Genomic DNA, 22,219 nt, shown 5'->3' on the forward strand with positions numbered 1-22,219 from the left:
GATGAGCGAGCAGCTCATATTCCAGCCAAGTGCGGCCGCAATTGCACACACCCACATCAATGCCGAGCAGTATGCGGCGCTTTACGAGCGGTCTGTCAGCGACCCCGATGGATTCTGGGCCGAGCAGGCCAAGCGGCTCGACTGGGTGACTTTCCCTACCAAGATCAAGAACACGACGTTTGAATATCCCGATGTCTCGATCAAATGGTTCGAGGATGGGGTGCTCAATGTTTCCTATAATTGCATCGACCGGCACCTCGACAAGCGCGGTGATCAGGTGGCCATTATCTGGGAAGGCGATGCGCCGGGCACCCAGGATCAGGTCACTTATCGGCAATTGCATGAGCGCGTCTGCCGCTATGCCAATGTGCTCAAGGCCAATGGCGTCCAAAAGGGCGATCGCGTCACCATTTACATGCCCATGGTCATCGACACCGCGGTGGCAATGCTGGCCTGCGCCCGCATCGGCGCCGTGCATTCGGTGATCTTCGGCGGGTTTTCGCCGGATTCGATCGCCGGACGCGTTGGCGATTGCGGCTCCAAGATCATTCTCACGGCCGATGAAGGCCGCCGCGGCGGTAAGATCATTCCGCTCAAGAAAGCGGTCGACGAAGCGCTGACCAAGGTCGGTGGCGTCGAAAAGGTCATCGTCGTCAAGGTCACCGGCAATGCCGTGAACATGGAGCCGGGTCGCGACCTCTGGTACCATGAGGAAGCTGCCAAGGTTTCGGCCGATTGCCCACCCGAGCCGATGAATGCCGAAGATCCGCTTTTCATCCTTTATACGTCGGGTTCGACCGGCAAGCCCAAGGGCGTGTTGCACACTACGGGCGGCTATCTGGTCTATGGCTCGCTGACGCATCAGCTGAGCTTCGACTATCGCGACGGCGAAGTCTTTTGGTGCACGGCGGACGTGGGCTGGATCACCGGCCACACCTATATCGTCTACGGACCGCTGGCCAATGGCGCGACGACGCTGATGTTCGAAGGCGTGCCGAGCTACCCCGATGCCAGCCGCTTCTGGCAGGTGGTGGAAAAGCACAAGGTCAACATTTTCCACACCGCGCCGACCGCCATCCGGGCGCTGATGGGCGCTGGCGCCGAATATGCCGACAAATACGACATGCCGACGCTGCGCCTCCTGGGCACGGTCGGCGAGCCGATCAACCCCGAGGCCTGGCTCTGGTATTCCAAGCATGTGGGCAAGGATCGCTGCACGGTGGTGGATGCCTGGTGGCAGACCGAGACCGGCGGCCACATGATCGCGCCGTTTCCTGGGGCAATTCCGACCAAGCCGGGTTCGGCAACCAAGCCGTTCTTCGGCGTGCAGCCGGTGGTGCTGTCTCCCGAGGGCAAGCTCCAGGAGCAGACCAAGGCTGAAGGCGTGCTGGCGATCAAGGATAGCTGGCCGGGGCAGATGCGCAGCGTTTATGGCGATCACCAGCGTTTCGTCGAAACCTATTTCAGCCAGTACAAGGGCTACTACTTCACCGGCGACGGCTGCCGGCGCGATGAGGATGGCTATTACTGGATCACCGGCCGCGTCGACGATGTGCTCAATGTTTCGGGCCACCGTCTCGGTACCGCCGAAGTCGAAAGTGCCCTCGTCGCCCATCCCAAGGTTTCGGAAGCTGCCGTCGTGGGTTACCCGCACGACATCAAGGGGCAGGGGATCTACTGCTATGTGACGCTGATGGCCGGCGAGCAGAGCACGGACGAGTTGCGCAGCGAGCTCAAGACCTGGGTGCGCAAGGAAATCGGCCCAATCGCGACGCCGGACCTGATCCAGTGGGCGCCTGGGCTGCCCAAGACCCGTTCCGGCAAGATCATGCGCCGCATCTTGCGCAAGGTGGCCGAGAACGACTTCGGCGCTCTCGGTGATACCTCTACCCTGGCCGATCCGACGGTCGTTGATGACCTGATCGCCAATCGGCAGAACAAGTGAAAAAACGGGCGGTGACCACGTTCACCGCCCGGTTGAGTTTGGCGGGGCCGGTGGTGAAGGTTGGTCACCCACCGGCCGCGTCCGCCTCGGGTGCAAACTGAGCGTATTTGCCTTCCAGCGCATCCTCCCAAAGGGGGATGTTCATCGAAATGCCGGGTTTCGCGGCAAGAATATTCTTTTGTTACCAGAGGATAGTCCCGTGCTGCGCATAGTCTCCATATCGCTCCTCGCCGCGCTTCTTACTGTGCCCAGCATCGCGGCGGATGAAACGCTGGAGAAGATGGCCGGCCAGATGATCGTGGTCGGGTTCCAGGGCGACAGCGTTGGCGACGCAGGGGTCAAAGCTGTAGAGGCCGAACTTGCGGCAGGCCGGCTCGGCGGCGTCATGTTCTTGAAGACCAATGTGGCGAGCCTTCCTGCGGTGCGAGAATTGAATGCGCTGTTCCGGGAGGCGTCACGAGACCTGCCGCCGTTTCTGACGCTCGATCAGGAGGGCGGAGCCGTGGAACGGCTGACGGAAGCGGTAGGGTTCACCGAAATTGCGAACGCTGCCAAGATCGCCGCTGACAACTCGCCGGAAGAAGCTGAAGCGATCTATGCGAAGATGGCGGCGGGCATCGCGGCCGAGGGTTTTTCCGTCAATTTCGGTCCGGTGGCGGACCTCAACACCAACCCCAATAACCAGATCATTGCGCGCTTCGGTCGCTCGTTTTCCGCCGATCCGAACGTGGTGACCGCATATGACACCGCCTTTATCGAAGCCCATCGGGCAGCAGGGCTGATCACGGCGCTCAAGCATTTCCCCGGGCACGGCTCATCCACCGCCGACAGCCATGAGGGTTTTGTCGACATTACTGAGAGCTGGAACGAGGCGGAGCTCGAGCCTTATCGTGCGCTGATCGCCGCCAACATGGCCGACATGGTGATGGTGGGGCACCTCTACCATGCAGACTATGCCGATGGTGACGGGGAGACCCCGTCTTCCTTATCGCCGCGCTGGATCGATGGCGTGCTGCGCGGCGAGCTGGGCTTTGGCGGCGTTGTCATCAGCGACGACCTCGAAATGGGCGCCATCCGTGAGCACTTCACCACGAAGGAAACGGTGACCAAGGCCGTTCGCGCGGGCATGGACATTCTTCTTTTCTCCAACACCGCCGACTATCATCCGGAGCTGTCGCGCGAAATTCTGGCCATTCTCGTCAGCGAAGCCGAGGCAGACTCCGAATTTCAAGCCAGGATCAAAGCGAGCTATCACCGGATCGTTGACCTCAAGGCGCGCCTGCAGTAGCGGCTTTCCTCTGCTTTGTGCCGGCTGTTATTTGCAGCCGCGCTTGCACTCGCTAAGATGGTTCGATGAAGCGGAGGCCTTTTGCTCATGACAGATGACCGAGAGGTCCGGCGCGTCCGGGCGCTGTTCCTGTCCGATGTGCATCTGGGCATGAAGCCGATCCGCGTTGGTCAGCTGATCGATTTTCTGCGCGGTCACGACGCCGAAACGATCTACCTCGTCGGCGATATCATCGATGGCTGGCGCCTTGCCAAGGGCTGGCACTGGCCTTCCGAATACAACGTGCTGATCGACCTTCTGCTGCAAAAAGCGACTGCCGGGGCACGCATCATCTATCTGCCCGGCAACCATGACGAGTTCTTGCGCGAGTATCTCGGCACCTATTTTGGCGAGGTGCAGTTTGTGGACCGAACGGTGCATACCTCGGCAACTGGCAAGACCTATCTCGTCATCCATGGCGACCAGTTCGACGTCGTGGTGATGAATGCCAAGTGGCTCGCCCATGTCGGGGACTGGGCCTATAACGCCGCCCTGCGCCTCAACCTTGCGGTGAACTGGGTGCGGCGTCGACTTGGGCTGCAATATTGGTCACTGAGCGCCTGGGCCAAGCAGAAGGTCAAGAACGCTGTTTCCGTGATCGGGCGCTTCGAGGAAGCCTTGGTGCACGAGGCCAAGCAATCGGGCGTTGATGGCGTCATATGCGGCCACATCCATCTCGCCGATATGCATGATCGGCTGGGCATCCAGTACATCAATACCGGCGATTGGGTGGAGAGCTGTACGGCAGTTGTGGAGAACCATGACGGGCAGTTCGAACTGATCCGCTGGACCGAAATGGTGGCCGGCGAGCCACGCCGGATGCGTGCCAAGCGCAGTGCAGTCTAGGCGCGTCGATTGACTCTTGCCACCGCCGGCCAATGGAGTCACTGAGGGAAACGCGGCGTGCTTCGCGCCGGGAGTTTCTTTTCCATGCCATCGGCCGTTTCGCGCTTGGATAGTCCCGAGCTGCGCGCATCCATTTATCAGTTCACGGTCTATATTCCCGGCGGCGTTGCCTCTGTGTTCCTGGGCATCTGGCTCAGCGAACATGGCATTCCTGCCGACCAGATCGGGCTCATCAACGCGCTCCCGACGTTATGCCTCCTGCTGCTCAACATCCTCGTCGGGCGGATTGCCGATAAGGCCGACGACTGGCGCACGGCGCTGATCTACATCTCCATCGCTTCGGCGCTGGCGCCGCTGCCCCTATATTTCGTCTCCGAGTTTTGGGGCATTTTGCTGGTCTGGGCGCTATGCAGCACCACCAACGGGCTCGTTGCCCCCGTGATCGACGCGGCGACGGTTCGCATGACGCGGCGCAATGGCACCGATTTTGGCGTTATTCGGGCCTGGGCGACTGTGGGCTACGTTTTCGCCGCAGGCGGGTTGGGGCTGCTGATCAATTTCTGGGGCTCGGGTGTCTTCATCTCGCTCTATGTAGCCATGGTCGTTATCCGCGCCTTCCTGGCCTTCCTCTTGCCCCGCTTCCGGGCGCCCGCACAAAAAGTGACGTTGGCTGATGCCGCTGCGCCCGCGATGCCGAGCCGGCTCAAGGACAGCCTTCAGCTTTGGTTCATCTTGCCCCTCCTGGCCTTCGCCTTGGTCAATTCCAGCAACTCCCTGATCGGCGGCTTTGCCGCGCTGGTCTGGTTCGAAAACGGCATTCCGAGCTATTATCTCGGGCCTTTGCTGGGAATCGCGGCGACCGGAGAGGCTGTGCTGATGTTCGCCTGGCGCCGCTTCGGCGGCCGGGTCTCAGCCCGCACCATGATCCTCGTAGCCGCCTTGGCGGGGCTGGTGCGCTTTACTGTGATGGCCTTCAATCCACCAGTGGAAGTGCTGTTCTTCACCCAGCTGCTGCACGCCTTCAGCTTCGGCATGGGCTATTTCGGCGTGGTGCATTTTATTGCCAACTGGACCAACGAAGCCAATGCCGCCGAGGCACAAGGATTTGCCAATATGCTCAGCATGGGGGCGGCGATGACAGCGCTCACCGTCTTCGGCGTGCTGGTGGAGCATTTCGGGACGCATGCGTTCTTTTATTCGACGGCAACGGCGCTGCTGGCAGTGGTGTGTGTGTTGTGGTCGCTCAAGCTGCGGCCGCCCAAGGCGCTGGTTTAGATCCGGTCTGAAACCAACGGCAGCCTTTGCCTCGGCGAAGGCCGGGCGACAGAGGGTGGTTGTGGTCAGGTCGGAGCTCCCGACCAAACGGCGGTTCTTCCGAACTGAGAATGGCAAATGAAAAGGCCCCGGATCGCTCCGGGGCCTTCTGTTTGTGCTGTTCTGCTTAGGCCAGGCGGCCGCTGGCGTGGGCCAGGGTGGTGTAGACCTTGCCGCGGTCCGAGAGCAGGTATTCGCGGGTTTCGGCGGCTGGGTTGGCACCGGCGGCGGCGCGCTTCAGCAGCTGCTCGAATTCGCTCATATAGGCCTGTGCGGTGCGGGCGAAGTCCGGGTCGCGCTGCACGCGGCGGCGAACTTCGTCATAGGTGCTCTGGCCGGTAAGCGAATAGATGCGGCGGGTAAAGACGTTGGACTCGCCGGCCTGGTAGCGCGACCAGGCATCGGCCAGAGCATTGTTGTCGATCGAGCGGATGATCTCTTCGGTGAGGCCGGAGAGACCCTGCGGCTGCGGCTGGGCTCCAGCCTGGTTGGCCGAGGCGTTGCGCAGGACGTCGCGCAACCAGCCACCGGTTTCAGCCGGCGGCTGCGGCTGAGGTGCCGCGGCAACGGGGGCAGGGGCTTGCACCGGTGCTGAAGCGGCAGCCGCAACCGGCGCCGGTTGCTCGACCGGACGGGTGCGGATCGGATCCACAAGCGCCGGACGGACCGGCTCGGCGCGATAGGTCTCGCGCGCCGGCTCGGGCTGACGTTCAGCCTGGCGTTCCGGCTGACGTTCGACCTGGCGCTGCACCGGCGGCTGGTAAGGCGCGGGTTCGGGCTGGCGTGACGGGGTGCGCTGGGCCGGGCGGCGTTCGATCAGGTCGTGGCTGGCCGGCTGCGCGCGCACGATGGCGTTGAGCTCGCTCAGGGCTTCGATCTGTTCGGCAACGACGCGACGCATGGCGGCCGCACTGGCGCGGGTTTCTTCCGGCAGTTCGTTGACGCCGCGCGCCAGTTCGGCACGCGTTGCTTCAAGCTCGGTGCCGACTTCGCGGGCGGTTTCGCGCATGGCCTTGGCAGTGTCGGCAAAGCGCTCGGTGGCTTCTTCGATTGCGCGCTGCATGTCCGCGACCATGCGCTGCTGGGCTTCCTGCAGCGCCTGATTGGCACGGCGGCCTTCGCTGCCGGCAAGGTCGTTGAACTCGCCGAGCTTGTTGGCGACTTCGCCGGTGGTCTCGTCGAGCGTCTGGCGAAGCTGGCCGGTGGTTTCATCAAGGGCGCGACGCAATTGTCCGGAGTTGCCGGCAATGGCCGCACGAACGGTGTTGGTCGACTCCGACACCGTCTCGGCCAATGTGTCGCGCGTGCTGTCGATGGCGGTGCGCACCGAATTGGTCGAGTCCGCGATCGTATCGGCCAAGGTCGACGTGGTCGTGGTCAGCACATCGGTGACGCTGCCGGCGGTGGACGCCAGGACATCGCTGACACGATTGGCGTTTTCTTCAAGAGCCGAATTGATCTGACCGGTCTGGTCGGAAAGAGCCATGCGGACCGAGGCAGAGGTTTGACTGAGTGCGGCAGCGGCGGCTTCGGCGGCGCGCTGCACCGCATTGTCCATCTGCGCGACCTGGCCGTTGAGGGTCGAGGAGAAGCGCTCGCTGTTGGTGTAGAGCGCGTCATTGACGCTGTTGGAGTTGTTCTGCAGCGCCTCGGTGACGGTAACGCTGTTGCTTTGCAGCGCTTCGTTGACCGAGGCGCCGGTGTTCTGGAGCGCTTCGGTCACGGTCATGCTGGTGTTCTGCAACGACTCGGTCACGGTCTGGGTGGTGGCTTGGAGCGCCTCGTTCACGGACTGGCCGGTGGCCAAGAGGGCCTCGTCCATGGCGCGGCGAGCGCCGATGAGGCGGCGTTCCGTGTCATTGACCGTATCAGCGATGGTCTGCGCGAAGAGACGCATGCGGCCGTCGATGTCGTCGGCGCGCGAGGCAAAGCTCTGTGCCAGAGCATCCATAGCGCCGCGGCGATCCTCGAGATTGATGAGGGCAGTGCTGCTCGAGCTTTCGAGGGCGTTCGACGCCTGGGTCAGTCCTGCAGCCTCGGCGTCGAGGCGGCCGAGGATCGAACCGAACTCCTCGACCATGGTGCGGATGGTGTTCTGCAGGGCGCCCACATGCTGGGTGACCATCTGGCCGGCCTGCTCGGTCTGGCCGAGGGCTTCGCGCATGGTGTTGGCATAGGTCGCGGTCTGCTGGGCGACACCGGTTTCGAGCGTGGCGAGGTTTGCCGTCGAAGCGTCGAGCACCCGCTGCAGCAGGAGGTTGCCGTCGTTGAGCTTATTGAGGGCGTTGGTGACGTCGTTGAGAATGCGCGAGGTCGAAACCGACATGATGGCTTCGGCTTCACGGGAGTTCTCATTGAGCGCGTCACGCAGGAGGTTGCCGTGGCTGGCAAGCGCGTTCTGCAGTTCGGCCGAGCGTTCGGTGACGAGGTTGGCGAACTGGTTGGTGCGCTCTTCGACGGTCTGGTTGATGACCGTCAGGCGGCCATCGATGGCGTCCACGGCGTTGAGCGCCTTGACCGAGACGATGTCATCGATGTTGGCGGCGGCGATGCGGATCTGGTCGAGGGCGCTGCGCACCGCGCTGTCCATGCGGTTGGCCGTGGTCTCGACATTGTCGGAGATCGCTGCCGTGGCCGCGGTGATGCGGGTGGCGATGGTTTCCTCGATGCGGTCGGCGCCGGCTTCGAGATCAGCCATGGACTGGACGATCGAGGTGCTGATCGAGGCATTGAGGGAAGCGAGGCGTTCGGCGGTGATGTCTGCACGGGCGGTGATGGCCTCGGGCAGGGTGCCGAGGCGCTGATCGACCATCTGGACAATGGCGTTGCGGGCGTTGGTGACGCCGGTTTCGATAAGGGCGGCGGCCTGGCGGGCGCTTTCACCGACACTGGTGCTGGCGCTTTCGATGCGTGCAGTGACGCTGTGCTCGGCATCGGTGATGCGGGCGACGGCGTTGTCCAAGCCGGAGCCGAGGCTTTCATTGACTTCCGCAACCTTGCCGGCGACTGCGGCTGACATTTCATCGAGCCGCGACGCCATGGTCTGGCTGACGTCTCGCACCGAGGCTTCGATGCTCTCGCGGGCGCTGCGGCCATGCTCGTCGAGCGTCTCGCCCAGTTCGCTGGTGTGCAGCGAAATGGTTTCGCCGATCGAGGCGGTGTGGGTGGAGAGCGTGTCGGAGAGGGCACGGGTGCGCTCGTCGAGGCGAGACACGAGGGTGACGGCGCGCTCGTCCATCTGGTTAGCGATGTCGCCGGTGCGGGTCTCGAGTTCGAGCGACAGGAAGTTGGCGCGTTCGGAAAGCGTGTCGGCAAGGCGCTGGGTGCGGCTGCCGATCGCCTGGTCGAAGGCCTGCGTGCCGCTGGACAGGGTCTGGCCCAGTTCCTGCGAACGGACCCGGATGGCTTCGCTGACCTCGGCGCCGCGGAGGCCGAGCGTCTGATCGAGATAGGCCGTGCGCGACGTGATGGCTTCAGAAATTTCCGACGTACGGGCGGCAAGGGCCTGCTCGAGGTCAGCGGTGTGGGTAACGATGGCGCCAGCGACCAGGGCAGTGCGCTCGGACAGCGTCTGCTCGAAATCGGCAGTGCGGGCGGCGAGCGTTTCGGTGACTTCGGCGGCGCGCGTGGTCAGTACGTTCTCAAGGCCTGCGGTCTGTGCAGCGATGGCGCCGGCAACGGCAGCGGTCCGGGTCGAAAGGGTCTGCTCGAGACCGAAGGTCTGGGCAGAGATAGCGCCCGCGACCGAGGCGGTGCCTTGAGCGAGGGTCTGTTCCAGTCCGGCGGTCTGCGCAGCAATGGCGTCGGTCACTGCTGCTGTACCAGCGGAGAGGGTCTGGTTGAGGTCGACGGTCCGCGCCGTCAGTGCGTCGGCAATTGCCGCTGCGCGCGTTGCCAGAGTTTCCTCGAGCGCTGCGGTGCGTGCCTGGATTGCGTCCGACACTTCTGCGCTACGGGTCGAGAGAGCCTGTTCGAGGTCGGCCGTGCGCGTGAAGATTGCGTCGGAGACTTCTGCCGTCCGGGTCGAAAGAGTTTGTTCGAGCGCTGCGGTGCCGCTCGACAGTGCGTAGGACACTTCCGCAGCACGCGTGGAAAGCGCTTGGTCCAGGGCCGCTGTACGGGTCGAGATAGCGTCCGACACTTCAGCGGCGCGGGTGTTGAGGACCTGGTCGAGGCGGCTGGTGCGGCTGTCCAGGGTTTCGGCGATGGCGCCGGTATGGGTATCGATCTGGTCGACAATTTCACGCGTGCGGGTGGTGAGGGTCTCTGCCACGGCTTGCGTCCGGGCGCCCAGCACTTCGCCGAGCTCGCGCGTGCGTTCGAGAACGATGTCGTTGAAGCGGCCGCTTTCCTGGTTGAGCGCCATTTCAAGGACGTTAGCGCGGGCGGCAAAGCTCGTGCCCTGCTGGTCGAGGCGGGCGACGAGGTTTTCGCCCTTGTCGCCGATGACGTTGTCGAGGGCGTGCAGCTTTTCGTCGAGCAGGCTGGTGATTTCGCTGAGCCGCGCGTCAAAGAGGCCGAGCGACTCCTGTCCAGCACCGGACAAGGTAATGCGCGCGCGTTCGGACGTATCGTCCAGCGCGCCGCTGATCTCGATCATGGCGGACTGCAAGCGGCTATCGAGGGCGTTGAGCTGGATCGAGACGGACTCGTCGAGCTGACGCGAGAGGGTGGCAAGCAGAAGCTCGGCCTCGGTGCTGCGAGCGCCGATATCGTCGGCAACACGGCCGCCGATCTGGCGGAACGAGGCGACGACTTCATCGCCGCGCAGTTGCAGCTGGTCGACGAGGGTGGTGCCGCCATCGGTCAGGAGGTTGGAAAGAGTGGCGGTTCGCTCATCGAGTGCGCTCGACAGGGTACCGGTGCGCGCTTCGATGAGACCGGCGATGGTCTGTGCGCGATCTTCGAACTGGCCGGCCCAGGCGTCGCTGCGGGCGCTGATCTCATGCGTGCGGCTGTCGATCGCAGCGGCAATGTTGTCGACATGGCTGTCGAGAGCGCGCGTCAAAAGGCCGATACGGTCTTCGACGCCGCTGTTTAGATCGGCCGTCCGCGCATCGAGCGCGCGCGTCATCGCAGCGGTCTGGTCCTCGAACCCCGAGGCAAGGCGATTGGAGCTGTCGTCCAGGGCGCCGAGGAAGTCGCCGGTGCGGTTTTCGATCAGGTTGACGAAGCTGTCGGCGCGTTCGCTGAAGCCACCGGTCAGCGTGTTGCCGGCGGTTTCGAGCGCGCGGGTGAGATTGCCACCCGATTCGACGATGGTTCCGGCGATGCGCTGGCTGATCATGTCGAGGTCGAAGACCAAGCCGGTATGGCTCTCGGTGATCGCTTCGCGGACGCGTTCGGTATTGGTCAGGACGCTTTCGCGCTGGCTGGCCAGTTCGCCGATCAGGGCGCGCATGCGCGACTCATTGTCGGAATAGGTGCGTTCGAGAGCGGTAACCTCGTTGTGGATCATCACTTCGAGCTCGCCGGCACGCGAAAGGGCGCGTTCAAGCCCATCACCGAGGGCGTTAACCTCACGGCGGACGGCCTGACCGACGGAAGCGACCTTGTCGGCGGCAGCCACTTCGGGCTCGGCCAGGCGCATGGCCGCCTGGGTGATCGAGGAGGCCGCGTTGCGCAGGTCGGCGGCGCGGCGGAAGAGGGTGGCAACGGCAAAGAAGCCGAGCACCGGCAGAATCATGATGGCGAGCGTCGCCACGAACTCGATAGAGCCGAAGAAGGCGCCGGTGTTGAGCTGGCCGCCAAAGCGCATCCAGGCGACGATGCCGGTAGCAACGATCCAGACGATGGAAAGGAGCAGTGCCAGCCAGGTCGGCGTGGACGAGGAGCGATTCTGGAGGCCGTAGAGAAGCTTGGAGGTCGAAATGCGATCGTCGTTGGCTACCGAGCTGGCCTGCTGCGCGATCTTGTCGGCGGCACGAAGCCGTTCCGATCGCGCCGGTTCGGGCTGGCGACGCTCAGGCTGCTTCTTTTCGGGAGCGGGCTGCGCAGGCTGATCGAGATTAAAAACCGAGTCCTTGAGAGCGTCCTCGACGGCCGAAAAAGCCAGCGCAGCCGGGTCGTTCTGTGGTGTCGGGGTCTTGGCCATACTCTTTACTACTCTCGCGTCGGCACTGCAGCATGGAGGCGGACTTTGGGAGGTGTTGTGGCAGACAAGCCCTTACGGGCCCGACCGTCAAAACGAAACAATTCGATGCAAATGGTCTGCACCGTCCCCACCCTCGCCGCCGCGCGCTGGTTCAAAGCCCATTCATACATTCAATTTTATGCAAACCGAACGGTTTCTTACCCAAAGGTTAATTTTCGGGTGGAAACCGTTAAGGATTTGCCGCGCAATAAAGGCGGCTCCGTAGCTTAAGATCGTCTTAAACGCTCGCCTTTAATCTCGGCTCTACGAGTTTGTGGAGTATCGAGAATGGCGGAAAGAGCCTTAGCCCAAGACGCCGTTCCTGTTGACGCCAAACGGCCGATGCGGCCGATCGACCTTGTGCATCTGGCCAAGCAATGCTTGGGCGACGAAAACCTCGAACTCGAAGTGCTGCGGCTCTTCGAGACGACGCTCAAGACCTATTACGAACGGCTGACGCTGGCGACGGCCTTCGATGATCTCGCCATCAACCTTCATTCGATCAAGGGTGCGGCTGCAGGCGTCGGTGCCTGGGCTATTGCCGATCAGGCCAAGGCCATGGAAGCGGAAATGCGCGATGGGCGTCCGCTCCGGGCCGAGCGCATCGCCGACCTCGGCATCGCTGTGGAAGAAGTACGCGACTTCATCAGCCGAATGCTGGCCGACGAAGCCGCGTAGCGCTTAGGCGGAGCGGAATACCGCTACGGGCAGGGGCCCGAGCAGGTCGCTCAGGCTTGTGCCTGTCGATTTTTGGTCGCTGAGAACCGGTTTCCAGCGAGCAAGATCGATGGGCAGGCTTGCGGTGCCGATCTCGTCGGCAAGTCCTAGCCAGGCAACGACGAGCACCTGCTGATTGTCGAGCTTGCGGATGAAGGCGAGTGCCCGCTTGTTGGGGTCGTTCTCGACCGTGATAGGCTCGTAGCTGCCTTGCGTGAAAAGGTCCGGCAGTTCCTTGCGCAGTTGCAGCAGGCGGTGAATGACGCTGAGCTTGGCGGCGCCGGTCGGCCAGTTTGCGAGCAAGGCTTCTGGCTCGGCGAGGTTGCTCAGCAGCTCCTCACGATGACCGAAGTCGACCGGCCGGCGGTTGTCGGGATCGACCATGCTTTGCTCGTAAAGCTCGGCACCCTGGTAAATGTCGGGCATGCCCGGCGAGGTTAGTTTCAGCGTCGCGGCAATCAAGCTGTTGCGCAGGGCGAGGGGCCCGAGTTGGTCCGCGAACGCGCGGAGGTCTGCGAATAACGGGCCCTGGGCATCCAGCAGGGTCGCGATGACCGTGTCCAACTTGGCTTCGTAGTCTTCGACTGGCGCTGTCCAGCTTGAATTTCGGCGGCCTTCGCGAACCGCCTTCATCATCGCAGCCTGGCTGCGAGTGCGGAAGGTTTCGAGGGCCTTGTCCGGGATGTCGATGGCGAACTCTGCAGGCCAGGCTCCGATGATCTGCTGGAAGATATAATAAAGATCGTTGCGATCAATTTCGCCGATGCCTGCGGCTTCCAGCATGCCGGACCAGCGCTGCACTGCCTGCTCCCACTCGTCCGGTATCAGCGACAGCGCTGCAATGTGGGCGCGCACGTCTTCGCCGCGCTTGGTGTCATGGCTGGAACTGGTCAGCATGCCGAGCGGCGCCTGCTCGGCGCGCTGTTGGTTGAAGGTGTGGAAGTGCTCGACACCGGCAGAGAAGCGATCCGGTTTCTCACCAACATCGCTTAGGGCTAGCAGGCGATTGTATTGATAGAGTGCCGTGTCCTCGAGGCCCTTGGCCATAACCGGGCCGGTATATTGCTGGAGCCGACCCGCCGCCTCTAACGCTTCCGCCCGATCATAGCCTTCTGCCACGAGGCCACCGGTGGCGACTTTGCCGATGAAGTCGAAGACGGCGGGGTCGAGGGTCGGTGCCATGACGCGGGCCTGGTCGAGAGCGGCCTCGATGTTTTTTGCATCGAGAGGATCAAGCTCGGAGCCATCCACATAGCTTCGATAGACCTGCATGGAGGCCACGAAGTGCCGCAAGCCATTGCGGATGCTGTTACGGGTGAGATCCGAGGTGGCGCGGTTTGACTTGGCCAGGGCACAGAGACGCACGGTCAACGCATCCAGCTCCGCCGCCATCTCGTAGTCGATGATTTCGAGTTTGGCTTTGCGTTCGAGCTCGTCCAGCGTTTCGGTGCGGCCGGTGAAATCCTCGTAAAGCCTGGTGAGTGGCGCTTCGGCTTCCGGGTTGGTCAGGAGCTGCGCCACCGCATTGGCGAACTCGTAGCCGGTCGTGCCATCGACGCCCCAATCGGCGCGGAGCGGCTCGTCGTCGGCGAGGATTTTTTCGACGACAAGGTAGATCGGGCGGGGGCATTTCTCGCGTAGCCGGAGCGCATAGCCCTTGGGATCGTAGAGGCCGTCGATGTGGTCGATCCGCAGGCCGTCCACGAGGCCTTCCTCGACCAATTGGAAGATCAGGCGATGGGCGTGATCGAAGACGGCTTCATCTTCGATGCGGATGGCGCCAAGGTCGGAGACGATGAAGAAGCGGCGATAATTGATGTCGTCGGCCGCGACCGAATAGCGGGCGGCGCGCCAGTTTTGGCGCTCGATCAGCTTGGCGAAGTCTTCGCGGCCTTCTGCGCTGTTGAAGTGAGCAACGATCGTTTCGAGTTCGGCTGCGTCGGCTTCTGCAAGCCTTGCCTTCAAGCCCTCGGCCTCTTGGCTGCCCATCATGCCGTCGATCGCGGTGGCGAGCGTTTGCAGCGTGGTCTCGCCGTGCTGCAGGATGTCGCCATAGCTGCGCGGGTCGATCGGAAGCTTGTGGCTGTCTTCGGCCCAGGCGGCGAAGCTGCCGGCGGCTTTGTCGAAATTCAGCGCCAGGCGTCCCGTCTCCAGCGCTTCGCCAAAGGCGCAGCCGAGGAAAGGAACGAGGACCTTGTTGTTGAGCGACGGTTCGGAGGGCGCCCAGTTGACGTCGAACCAGGTGGCATACTGGCTGTCGCGGCCCCATTCGAGAAGGTCGAGCCAGTAGGGATTGTCGGCGCCGCCGACGCCCATATGATTGGGCACGATATCGAGAATGATGCCGATGCCATGCTGCTTGAGCTTCCCGGCCATGCGGCGGAAGTCTTCGACGCTGCCGAGCTCGGGATTTATGATCGTGTGATCGACGGTGTCATAGCCATGGGTGCTGCCTGCGCGCGCCTTGAGGATCGGCGATAGGTATGCATGACTGATACCGAGCTTGCCCAGAAAATCGGCGATCTGCTCCACATGAGCGAAGGTGAAATCCTTGTTGAGCTGGAGACGGTAGCTGGCGCGCGGCTGAGGCTTAGGCATAGGGCGTCCTGAGAGGGGTGGGCGCCTCGTTAATTCGACGCCGTTCCGTCGGTTCCCGAGCCGCTGGTTTGACCAGGCCTTGGCCAGAGCTTATAGAGCGCCCATATCAAACCGGTCCCGCGACGCCATCCGCGTCGGCACTGAGATTCTTGCAGTTTCCATGTCCATGATAAACGTTGCCGAGGCTGCGCCCCGGTCCACAGCCGAGCCGTTTCGTTTGCGTCGCACCTTTGCGATCATCTCGCACCCTGACGCCGGCAAGACGACGCTGACCGAGCGCTTGCTCGCCGCGGCTGGCGCCATCCAGCAGGCCGGCGCCGTGCGCGGCAAGGCAGGGCAGCGTTCGACCCGTTCGGACTGGATGGAAATGGAGCAGCAGCGCGGCATTTCCATCACCTCCTCAGTAATGACCTTTGATTATGACGGGCTGACGCTCAACCTCCTTGATACGCCGGGCCACTCGGACTTTTCCGAGGACACGTATCGTACGCTAACGGCGGTGGACGCGGCGATCATGGTGATCGACGCGGCCAAGGGTATCGAGTCGCAGACGCTGAAGCTTTTCGAGGTCTGCCGCCTGCGCGACATTCCGATCATCACCTTCATCAACAAGGTGGATCGCGAGGGCCTGGCGCCGCTCGACCTGATCGATGAAATCCAGAGCAAGCTGGCGCTCGACCTGACGCCGGTGCTTTGGCCCATCGGGCAGGGGGTGGATTTTTCCGGCTATATGGACCTCATCGAAAAGCGGGTGGTGACGCCGCAGGGCAAGACGCTGGCCGAGTTCGAGGCGCTGGAAGACCTGCTCGATGTGTCCGAGCTTGCCGACAATCCGGTATTTATGACGGCGCTCGAAACGCTGGAAATGGCGCAGGCCATGTTGCCGGAATTCGACCTCGAGACTTTCCATCAGGGCCATCTCAGCCCCGTGCTGTTCGGCTCGGCGCTGAAGGGCGTATCGGTGGCCGAGCTGCTGCGCACGCTTGGCGACTGGGGTCCGGAGCCGCGGCCGCAGCCGGCTTTGCCGGCTCCGATCGCACCGGAGGAGAAGAAGGTTACGGGCTTCGTCTTCAAGGTCCAGGCGAACATGGACGCCAATCACCGTGACCGCATTGCCTTCGTGCGGCTTTGCTCGGGCACGTTCGAGCGTGGCATGCGGCTCAAGAATGTGCGCTCGGGCAAGGACATGGCGGTCTCGAACCCGATGTTCTTTTTCGGCAATAATCGCGAACTGGCCGAGGAAGCTGTGGCTGGTGACATTGTCGGCATTCCCAATCACGGCACGCTCTCGGTGGGCGATACGTTGACGGAAGGCGCCAACATCAATGTGACGGGCATCCCCAACTTTGCGCCGGAAATCATCCGGCGCGTGCGGCTGACCGATCACATGAAGACCAAACAGATGAGCAAGGCGCTGTCCGACCTTGCTGAAGAGGGCGTGACCCAGGTGTTCCGGCGCATGGTGGGCGCGGACTGGATCGTGGGCGTCGTTGGTCAGCTGCAGCTCGAGGTTCTGGCGTCGCGCGTTGCCAAGGAATATGGCGTACCGATCACCTTCGAGACGCTGGGCTATGAAGTGGCGCGTTGGGTCGAGAGTGACGATCCGGAGGAACTGAAGCGCTTCATTGCGGCGCAGAAGGTCAATATGGCCGAGGACCGGACCGAGGCTCCGGTGTTTCTGGCGCAGAATGCGTGGTGGGCAGACCGGGCGAAGCAGGACTGGCCCAAGATCCGCTTCTTGACGACCAAGGAACGGCATTGAGCACGCCTGATCGCATTGGCGAGTTCGTGGAGGCGGTGCGCGCGGCATTTGCCGACGGGTCGCTGATAAAGCTCAAGCTTGGCGGCTATCATGGTGCGGAAGCCGATCTTAAATCGGCTGAAGCGCGCAAGGTGCCTATCAAGGCCGGCGAGCGCTTGAGCTTTGTGTTTCGCTACAAGACGCAGGACATCACCAAGAACCTGACGATTGACGAAGCGGCATCTCTTCTATCCTCGGACCTCGCTAACGCCTGGCGCAGCGCTCGGCTGGAGACGACAAGTTTTGACCTGCAGTTCGAGCGGCAGGGTGACAAGCTGCGGCTAAAGCGCACCGAGGTCGAGGGCCGGGAGGCTGTCGAAGCCACCCATGACCGTGCCAAGAACCGAGCCCTGACCGACACGGCCAAGCCGTGGCTGCATGCGCTGGGTATCACTGGCAAGGACGGGGCGGTTCGCAGCAATGCGCAGGATAAGTTTCGGCAGATCAACAAGATGGTCGAGATCTTTGCGCCTTTGATTCAGGCGATCAAGGCAGAAAAGCCGCGCGTGCTCGATATGGGCGCGGGCAAGGGGTATCTCGATTTTGCCCTTGCGGATCATCTTGGCGGCAAAGTCGAGCTGGTAGGCGTGGAGCTGCGTCCGGCTCTGGTTGAGGACGGGAACCGGCTGGCGTCGCAAAGTGGCTTTGACGATCTTCGTTTCGTCCCCGGCTCGATCCTCGACTATGATGCCAGTGGCGCGGACGCGGTGATTGCGCTCCATGCCTGCGATACGGCAACGGACGACGCGATTTTCCAGGGCATCAAGGCCGGGGCGGAGCTGATCGCGGTCGCTCCCTGCTGCCATAAGCAGATCAGGCGGCAGATCGAGGCGGGCCAGCCGGCTGACGATCTCGATTTTCTGCTGCGGCATGGGACGTTTCTTGAAAAGCAGGCGGAGATGGTGACCGATGGGCTGCGGGCTTTGCTGCTGGAGGCCAGTGGCTATCGCACCAAGGTGTTCGAGTTCGTGTCCGACGCCCATACGCCCAAGAACAATCTGATCGTGGCGCAAAAGGCTGGGGCTGGGTCGCGGCAGGCGGCGCTCGACAAGATTGCCGCAGTGAAGACACTTTTCGGCATCGACAGGCATTATCTCGAAGGCCTGCTCGGCCTTTGACGATCAAACTACAGGTAGTTTAATGACCAAGATCACCTTCATTACCGCCCGCGACGAACGCATTGAAACGGTTGCGGAGAATGGCTCGACGGTGATGGAGACCGCGATCATGAATGCCGTGCCGGGGATCATTGCCGAATGCGGGGGCGCCTGCACCTGCGCAACGTGCCACGTCTATATCGAGCCGGAGTGGCGCGAAGTGGTGGGTGGTCCGTCCAACATGGAAGAGGACATGCTCGATTTTGCTTTTGACGTTGAAGCGTCGAGCCGCCTCTCGTGCCAGATCAAGGTTCGCGATGCGCTGGATGGGCTCGTGGTGCGCGTGCCAAAGCGTCAGGGCTGAGGGCAGCGTTCATAGAGGTAGGTGGGGTCGAGCCAGTCGGCATCGGTGCGCGGCACTTCGTCATAGAGGTAGAAGCGATCCTTGCTGATGAAGATGGTGAAAAAGTTCGGGCCGCCGGCAACCGGTTCCCAACGGGCACCGCCTGAGTCGGCGACGAGTTCGGTTGCTGCATCGCCTTCGATGTCTTCCGTGCCGAGATAGAAGAAGTGATGCGTGTCGGCTTCGACAAGCCGGACGGGCTTGCTGCAGGTGACCCAGGCCGTGTTTGGATCACCAGCCATGGTGAGGCTCCATGAGCCTGCGAAAGATGCGGAAAGAGTGGGGTCGATACTGTTGGCAGGCAGAGGCTTTTGGACAGGCGCCTGAGCCACGCTCGGAGCCGCAACGAGTAGTGCCAACAGTGCAGAGATGAGCAGTTTCGGCATGGATTTTCTTTCCAACTCGGAGCAGCCCCGGTCGCGCGAGGCAAAAAATTCTAACTTCTGGTCCGTCGCAGATTTGATCCGTTCCAATGTCATTCCTGCAAGGGGAATATATAAGCTAATGGAATTGCAGGCATTGTTGCCCAAGGCGGAACGGCATAGTTTCCGCCATCTTTCACCGTAGGACACCATGGGACCACTCAACACCTTTCCGTTGAGCTTCAAAGTCAAGGGCAAGCGTATCATCATCGTCGGTGGCGACGATGAGGCCCTGAACAAGGTCCGGTTGGTTGCTAAGACTACTGCTCAGATAGAGATTTATTCCCAGCACATCGAGGCGGACTTCTCGGGGGTCCAGGCTATCGTTCATGAACGACGTCTAAACGCATCCGACATCGTCGGAGCTGCGCTCGTCTTCGTCGCCGAAGAAAGTGCAGATGCCGAGCTGGCCAAGAGCGAAGCGCGACGGCTGGGCATTCCGCTCAATGTCGTCGACGTCCCTGCCGAGTGCGATTTTTATACTCCGTCCATCGTCGATCGTGCGCCGCTGACCGTCGCGATCTCGACCGAAGGCGATGCGCCGGTTTTGGCGCGTCTGGTGCGGGCGCAGATCGAGGCGCTGCTGGCCCCGGGCCTGGGCAAAGTCGCGAGTCTTGCCGGTGGGTTACGCCACAAGGTTGAGAGCCTGATTCATGACGGTGCGGCGCGGCGGCGCTTTTATGAGGATCTGGTCGGCCGGCCCCATGTTGATGCCGAAGCGCTCTTGATGCAGCATATCGAACATGGTGCGGGGCAGGGTGTGGTTTGGCTGATTGGCGCCGGGCCGGGTGCCGAGGATCTGCTGACGCTGCGCGCGCAGCGTTTGCTGCAGCAGGCCGATGTGATCGTTCATGACCAGCTGGTGCCGTCTGCCGTGGTGCAGATGGGGCGGCGCGATGCCGAGCAGATTTGCGTCGGCAAGGCGCGGGGTCATCATTCATTTTCGCAGGCGCAGATCAATACTCTGATTGTTCGGCTCGCCGGCGAGGGCAAGCGCGTGGCGCGGCTCAAGTCGGGCGATCCGATGGTGTTCGGGCGGGCTGGCGAAGAGATCGAGGCTTTGCGCAAGGCCGGGCTGCAGTATGAGATCGTGCCGGGCGTCAGCGCGGCGCTGGCGGCTGCGGCCGATACAGCAACGCCGGTGACGCTGCGGGCGGTGTCGAGCGGCTTCGTGATGGCAACGGCGCATGGCGCTGACGACAGCGATATCGTGCATTGGGCGGCGTTGGCACAGTCGGGGCTGACGCTGGCACTTTACATGGGCAAGGCCATTGCGGCCGAAGTTGCCGGACGCCTCGTCGAGCATGGTGCGCCGGCAGACCTGCCGATCGGCATCGTTGTCAATGCCGGGCGCATGAACAGCACCAGCTATGCCGGGACGCTGGGCGAACTGGCTTCGGGCGCCGTCGATTTCGTCGATGGTCCTGCCGTTATTCTGGTTGGCCGGGCAGTCGCTCATGGCGACTGGGCCAATGCTGCGGCTGTGGCCGCCGAAAATTTTAGGGTCGCTTAATGGAAATTCTCACCGGCAACGAGCTGATCTCGGGCGCAACGGTTTACCTCAACGGCAGCAACAACTGGGTCGAGGACCTTCAGGCTGCGCGCCTGTTTGCCAAGGAAGAGACGGTGGAGCGCGATGCCGCGCTGGCCGCCACCAAGGCGACGGGGCGGGTGATCAGCCTCGAAATCGAAGAAGTTGAACAGGCTGGCGGCACGATCGTGCCCAAGCGCCTGCGCGAACGCATCAGGGCGGCGGGCCCCACCGCTCCCCTAACTCTGCACGGACAGGCGTACGACCGCCAGCATCTGGAAGACGACGGGCATGTATCGATATGACGAGTTTGACGCGGCCTTTGTCATGGGCCGCACAGCGCAGTTTGCCGACCAGGTAAAGCGGCGGATTTCCGGCGAACTGAGCGAAGACCAGTTCCGACCGCTGCGGCTGATGAACGGGCTTTATCTGCAGTTGCACGCCTATATGCTGCGCATCGCCGTGCCCTATGGCACGCTGTCAGCCAAGCAGATGCGCAAGCTTGCCCATATCGCGCGGACCTATGATCGTGGCTATGGCCACTTCACGACGCGCCAGAACATCCAGTTCAACTGGCCCAAGCTCAAGGACATTCCGGTGATCCTCGAAGAGCTGGCGAGCGTCGAGATGCACGCGATCCAGACCTCGGGCAATTGCATTCGCAACGTCACGACCGACCAGTTTGCCGGCGCGGCTGCCGACGAGATCATCGATCCGCGCCCGGTGGCCGAAATCATCCGGCAGTGGTCAAGCCTTCATCCTGAATTTTCATACCTGCCGCGCAAGTTCAAGATTGCGATCACCGGCTCGCCGAACGATCGCGCCGCGATCCGCTTCCACGATATCGGGCTGCAGGCGGCGGTGAACGCGGCGGGTGAAACCGGCTGGGAAGTTTGGGTCGGTGGTGGGCTAGGCCGCACGCCGATGATCGCCAAGCTGATCAACAGCTTCGTGCCGCATGAGCACCTGCTGGCGTATCTTGAAAGCATCATGCGCGTTTACAACCGCTACGGCCGCCGGGACAACAAGTACAAGGCGCGCATCAAGATCCTGGTGCACGAAGAGGGCCTCGAGTCGATCAAGGGGCAGGTGGAAGCCGAGTTCGCCGAAGTGCGGGGCGGCGTGCTGACGCTGCCGCAGGAAGAGCTCGACCGGATCACGGCCTATTTCGCGCCGCCCGATTTCGCCGATCGCTCGGGCGACAAGATCGATGTGGCTTATGAGTCGATCCTTGATCCGGCCTTCGGTCGCTGGCTTGACAACAATCTTCATCCGCATCGTGTGCCGGGCTATGCCGCGGTGACGATCTCGCTCAAGCCCGTTGGCGGCGCTCCGGGCGACGCGACGGACGTGCAGATGGATGTGGTGGCGGATCTTGCCCAGCAGTATTCGCACGACGAGTTGCGCGTGACGCATGAGCAGAACCTGGTGCTGCCGCATGTGGCGGTGAAGGATCTGCGGGCGGTCTTTGATGTGCTGGTCGCCAACGAGCTTGCCGAGGGTAACAACAACCTCATCACCGACATGATCTGCTGCCCTGGGCTCGATTTTTGTGCCTTGGCGAATGCGCGCTCGATTCCGATCGCGCAGGAGATTTCGCGCAAGTTCGCGGCGCCGGAGCGGCAGAAGGACATCGGCGATCTAAAGATCAAGATTTCCGGCTGCATCAACGCCTGCGGGCACCACCATGTGGGCCATATCGGCATTCTGGGTGTCGAGAAGAAGGGCGGCGAGCTTTATCAGATCACGCTGGGCGGTGATGCGACCGAGCATGCTTCGGTGGGCAAGATCATCGGGCCGGGCTTTGAGGCGGATCAGGTGCCGGGTGCCATCGAGAAGCTTGTCGATTTCTATATCGCGCAGCGGCAGGGCGAGGGGGAGACGTTCCTCGAGGCCTATCGCCGCCTGGGCGAAGCGCCGTTCAAGGAGGCATTGTATGGGAATGGCTGAGCTTCTTCACCTCTCCCTTCGGGGGAGAGGTCGGCGCGCAGCGACGGGTGAGGGGGCCTTTTCCCTCTCCAGCGCTCGGAGAAGGCCCCCTCACCCGACCCAAGGGGGTCGACCTCTCCCCCTAGGGAGAGGTGG

Annotated in this window: 14 protein-coding genes; 11 read left to right on the forward strand and 3 right to left on the reverse strand. The window is 62.4% G+C overall.

Translation table 11 applies throughout. The annotated features are described in order from the left end of the window. The first annotated feature begins 1 nt into the window (after window position 1). The 4 genes from acs to JI748_RS04335 all read left to right on the forward strand — a co-directional run bounded on the left by acs (window position 2) and on the right by JI748_RS04335 (window position 5,393). A complete protein-coding gene (gene acs / locus JI748_RS04320) occupies window positions 2-1,945 on the forward strand; it encodes an acetate--CoA ligase (protein ID WP_201635411.1) in 1,944 nt (647 codons plus the stop codon). 199 nt (window positions 1,946-2,144) lie between these two features. Further along, window positions 2,145-3,233 carry a glycoside hydrolase family 3 protein gene (locus JI748_RS04325; protein WP_201635413.1) on the forward strand — a complete coding sequence of 363 codons (1,089 nt, stop codon included), beginning with the start codon at window positions 2,145-2,147 and terminating at the stop codon, window positions 3,231-3,233. 87 nt (window positions 3,234-3,320) lie between these two features. Further along, window positions 3,321-4,118: a UDP-2,3-diacylglucosamine diphosphatase gene (locus JI748_RS04330; RefSeq protein WP_201635415.1), complete on the forward strand. Its 798-nt coding sequence runs from the start codon at window positions 3,321-3,323 to the stop codon at window positions 4,116-4,118. Between the two features lie 84 nt (window positions 4,119-4,202). Beyond that, window positions 4,203-5,393 (forward strand): MFS transporter, encoded by a 1,191-nt coding sequence (locus JI748_RS04335; protein ID WP_201635417.1) that lies wholly within the window; start codon window positions 4,203-4,205, stop codon window positions 5,391-5,393. Window positions 5,394-5,559: 166 nt separating this feature from the next. Here the strand turns inward: JI748_RS04335 and JI748_RS04340 are convergent, their stop codons facing one another. Further along, entirely contained in the window at window positions 5,560-11,526 is a 5,967-nt protein-coding gene (locus JI748_RS04340) for an apolipoprotein A-IV repeat region-like domain-containing protein (protein ID WP_201635419.1), read from the reverse strand. Between the two features lie 327 nt (window positions 11,527-11,853). Here JI748_RS04340 and JI748_RS04345 point away from each other — a divergent pair, with 327 nt between their 5' ends. Next, complete coding sequence (locus JI748_RS04345; protein ID WP_201635421.1) at window positions 11,854-12,243, forward strand: Hpt domain-containing protein; 390 nt, start codon at window positions 11,854-11,856, stop codon at window positions 12,241-12,243. Between the two features lie 3 nt (window positions 12,244-12,246). Here the strand turns inward: JI748_RS04345 and treY are convergent, their stop codons facing one another. After that, the gene (gene treY / locus JI748_RS04350) at window positions 12,247-14,880 is read right to left on the reverse strand and encodes a malto-oligosyltrehalose synthase (RefSeq protein ID WP_201635424.1); all 2,634 of its coding nucleotides are present in this window, start codon (window positions 14,878-14,880) and stop codon (window positions 12,247-12,249) included. Window positions 14,881-15,040: 160 nt separating this feature from the next. Here treY and JI748_RS04355 point away from each other — a divergent pair, with 160 nt between their 5' ends. Genes JI748_RS04355 through JI748_RS04365 form a run of 3 tightly spaced genes read left to right on the forward strand, consistent with a single transcriptional unit; the run spans window position 15,041 to window position 18,142 of the window. Beyond that, window positions 15,041-16,642: a peptide chain release factor 3 gene (locus JI748_RS04355; protein ID WP_233280611.1), complete on the forward strand. Its 1,602-nt coding sequence runs from the start codon at window positions 15,041-15,043 to the stop codon at window positions 16,640-16,642. Continuing rightward, window positions 16,639-17,799 (forward strand): class I SAM-dependent methyltransferase, encoded by a 1,161-nt coding sequence (locus tag JI748_RS04360; RefSeq protein WP_201635426.1) that lies wholly within the window; start codon window positions 16,639-16,641, stop codon window positions 17,797-17,799. Before JI748_RS04355 ends, JI748_RS04360 begins: the two co-directional genes overlap by 4 nt. 22 nt (window positions 17,800-17,821) lie before the next feature. Next, window positions 17,822-18,142, forward strand: a complete 321-nt coding sequence (locus tag JI748_RS04365; RefSeq protein WP_201635429.1) for a 2Fe-2S iron-sulfur cluster-binding protein — start codon at window positions 17,822-17,824, stop codon at window positions 18,140-18,142. On the opposite strand, the gene JI748_RS04370 is transcribed toward JI748_RS04365, so the two are convergent. Then, entirely contained in the window at window positions 18,133-18,423 is a 291-nt protein-coding gene (locus JI748_RS04370) for a hypothetical protein (protein WP_201635431.1), read from the reverse strand. The genes JI748_RS04365 and JI748_RS04370 overlap by 10 nt on opposite strands. Before the next feature lie 331 nt (window positions 18,424-18,754). Between JI748_RS04370 and cysG the strand changes: the two genes are divergently transcribed. From cysG to JI748_RS04385, 3 genes are read left to right on the forward strand one after another with little or no spacing between them, the layout of a single operon-like run. Further along, window positions 18,755-20,116, forward strand: a complete 1,362-nt coding sequence (gene cysG / locus JI748_RS04375) for a siroheme synthase CysG (protein WP_201635433.1) — start codon at window positions 18,755-18,757, stop codon at window positions 20,114-20,116. Beyond that, complete coding sequence (locus JI748_RS04380) at window positions 20,116-20,439, forward strand: DUF2849 domain-containing protein (RefSeq protein ID WP_201635435.1); 324 nt, start codon at window positions 20,116-20,118, stop codon at window positions 20,437-20,439. The genes cysG and JI748_RS04380 overlap by 1 nt, the downstream gene beginning before the upstream one ends. Next, window positions 20,426-22,084 carry a nitrite/sulfite reductase gene (locus JI748_RS04385; protein WP_201635437.1) on the forward strand — a complete coding sequence of 553 codons (1,659 nt, stop codon included), beginning with the start codon at window positions 20,426-20,428 and terminating at the stop codon, window positions 22,082-22,084. The genes JI748_RS04380 and JI748_RS04385 overlap by 14 nt, the downstream gene beginning before the upstream one ends. Window positions 22,085-22,219 lie beyond the last annotated feature (135 nt).

Source organism: Devosia rhizoryzae (assembly GCF_016698665.1).
GTDB lineage: Bacteria > Pseudomonadota > Alphaproteobacteria > Rhizobiales > Devosiaceae > Devosia > Devosia rhizoryzae.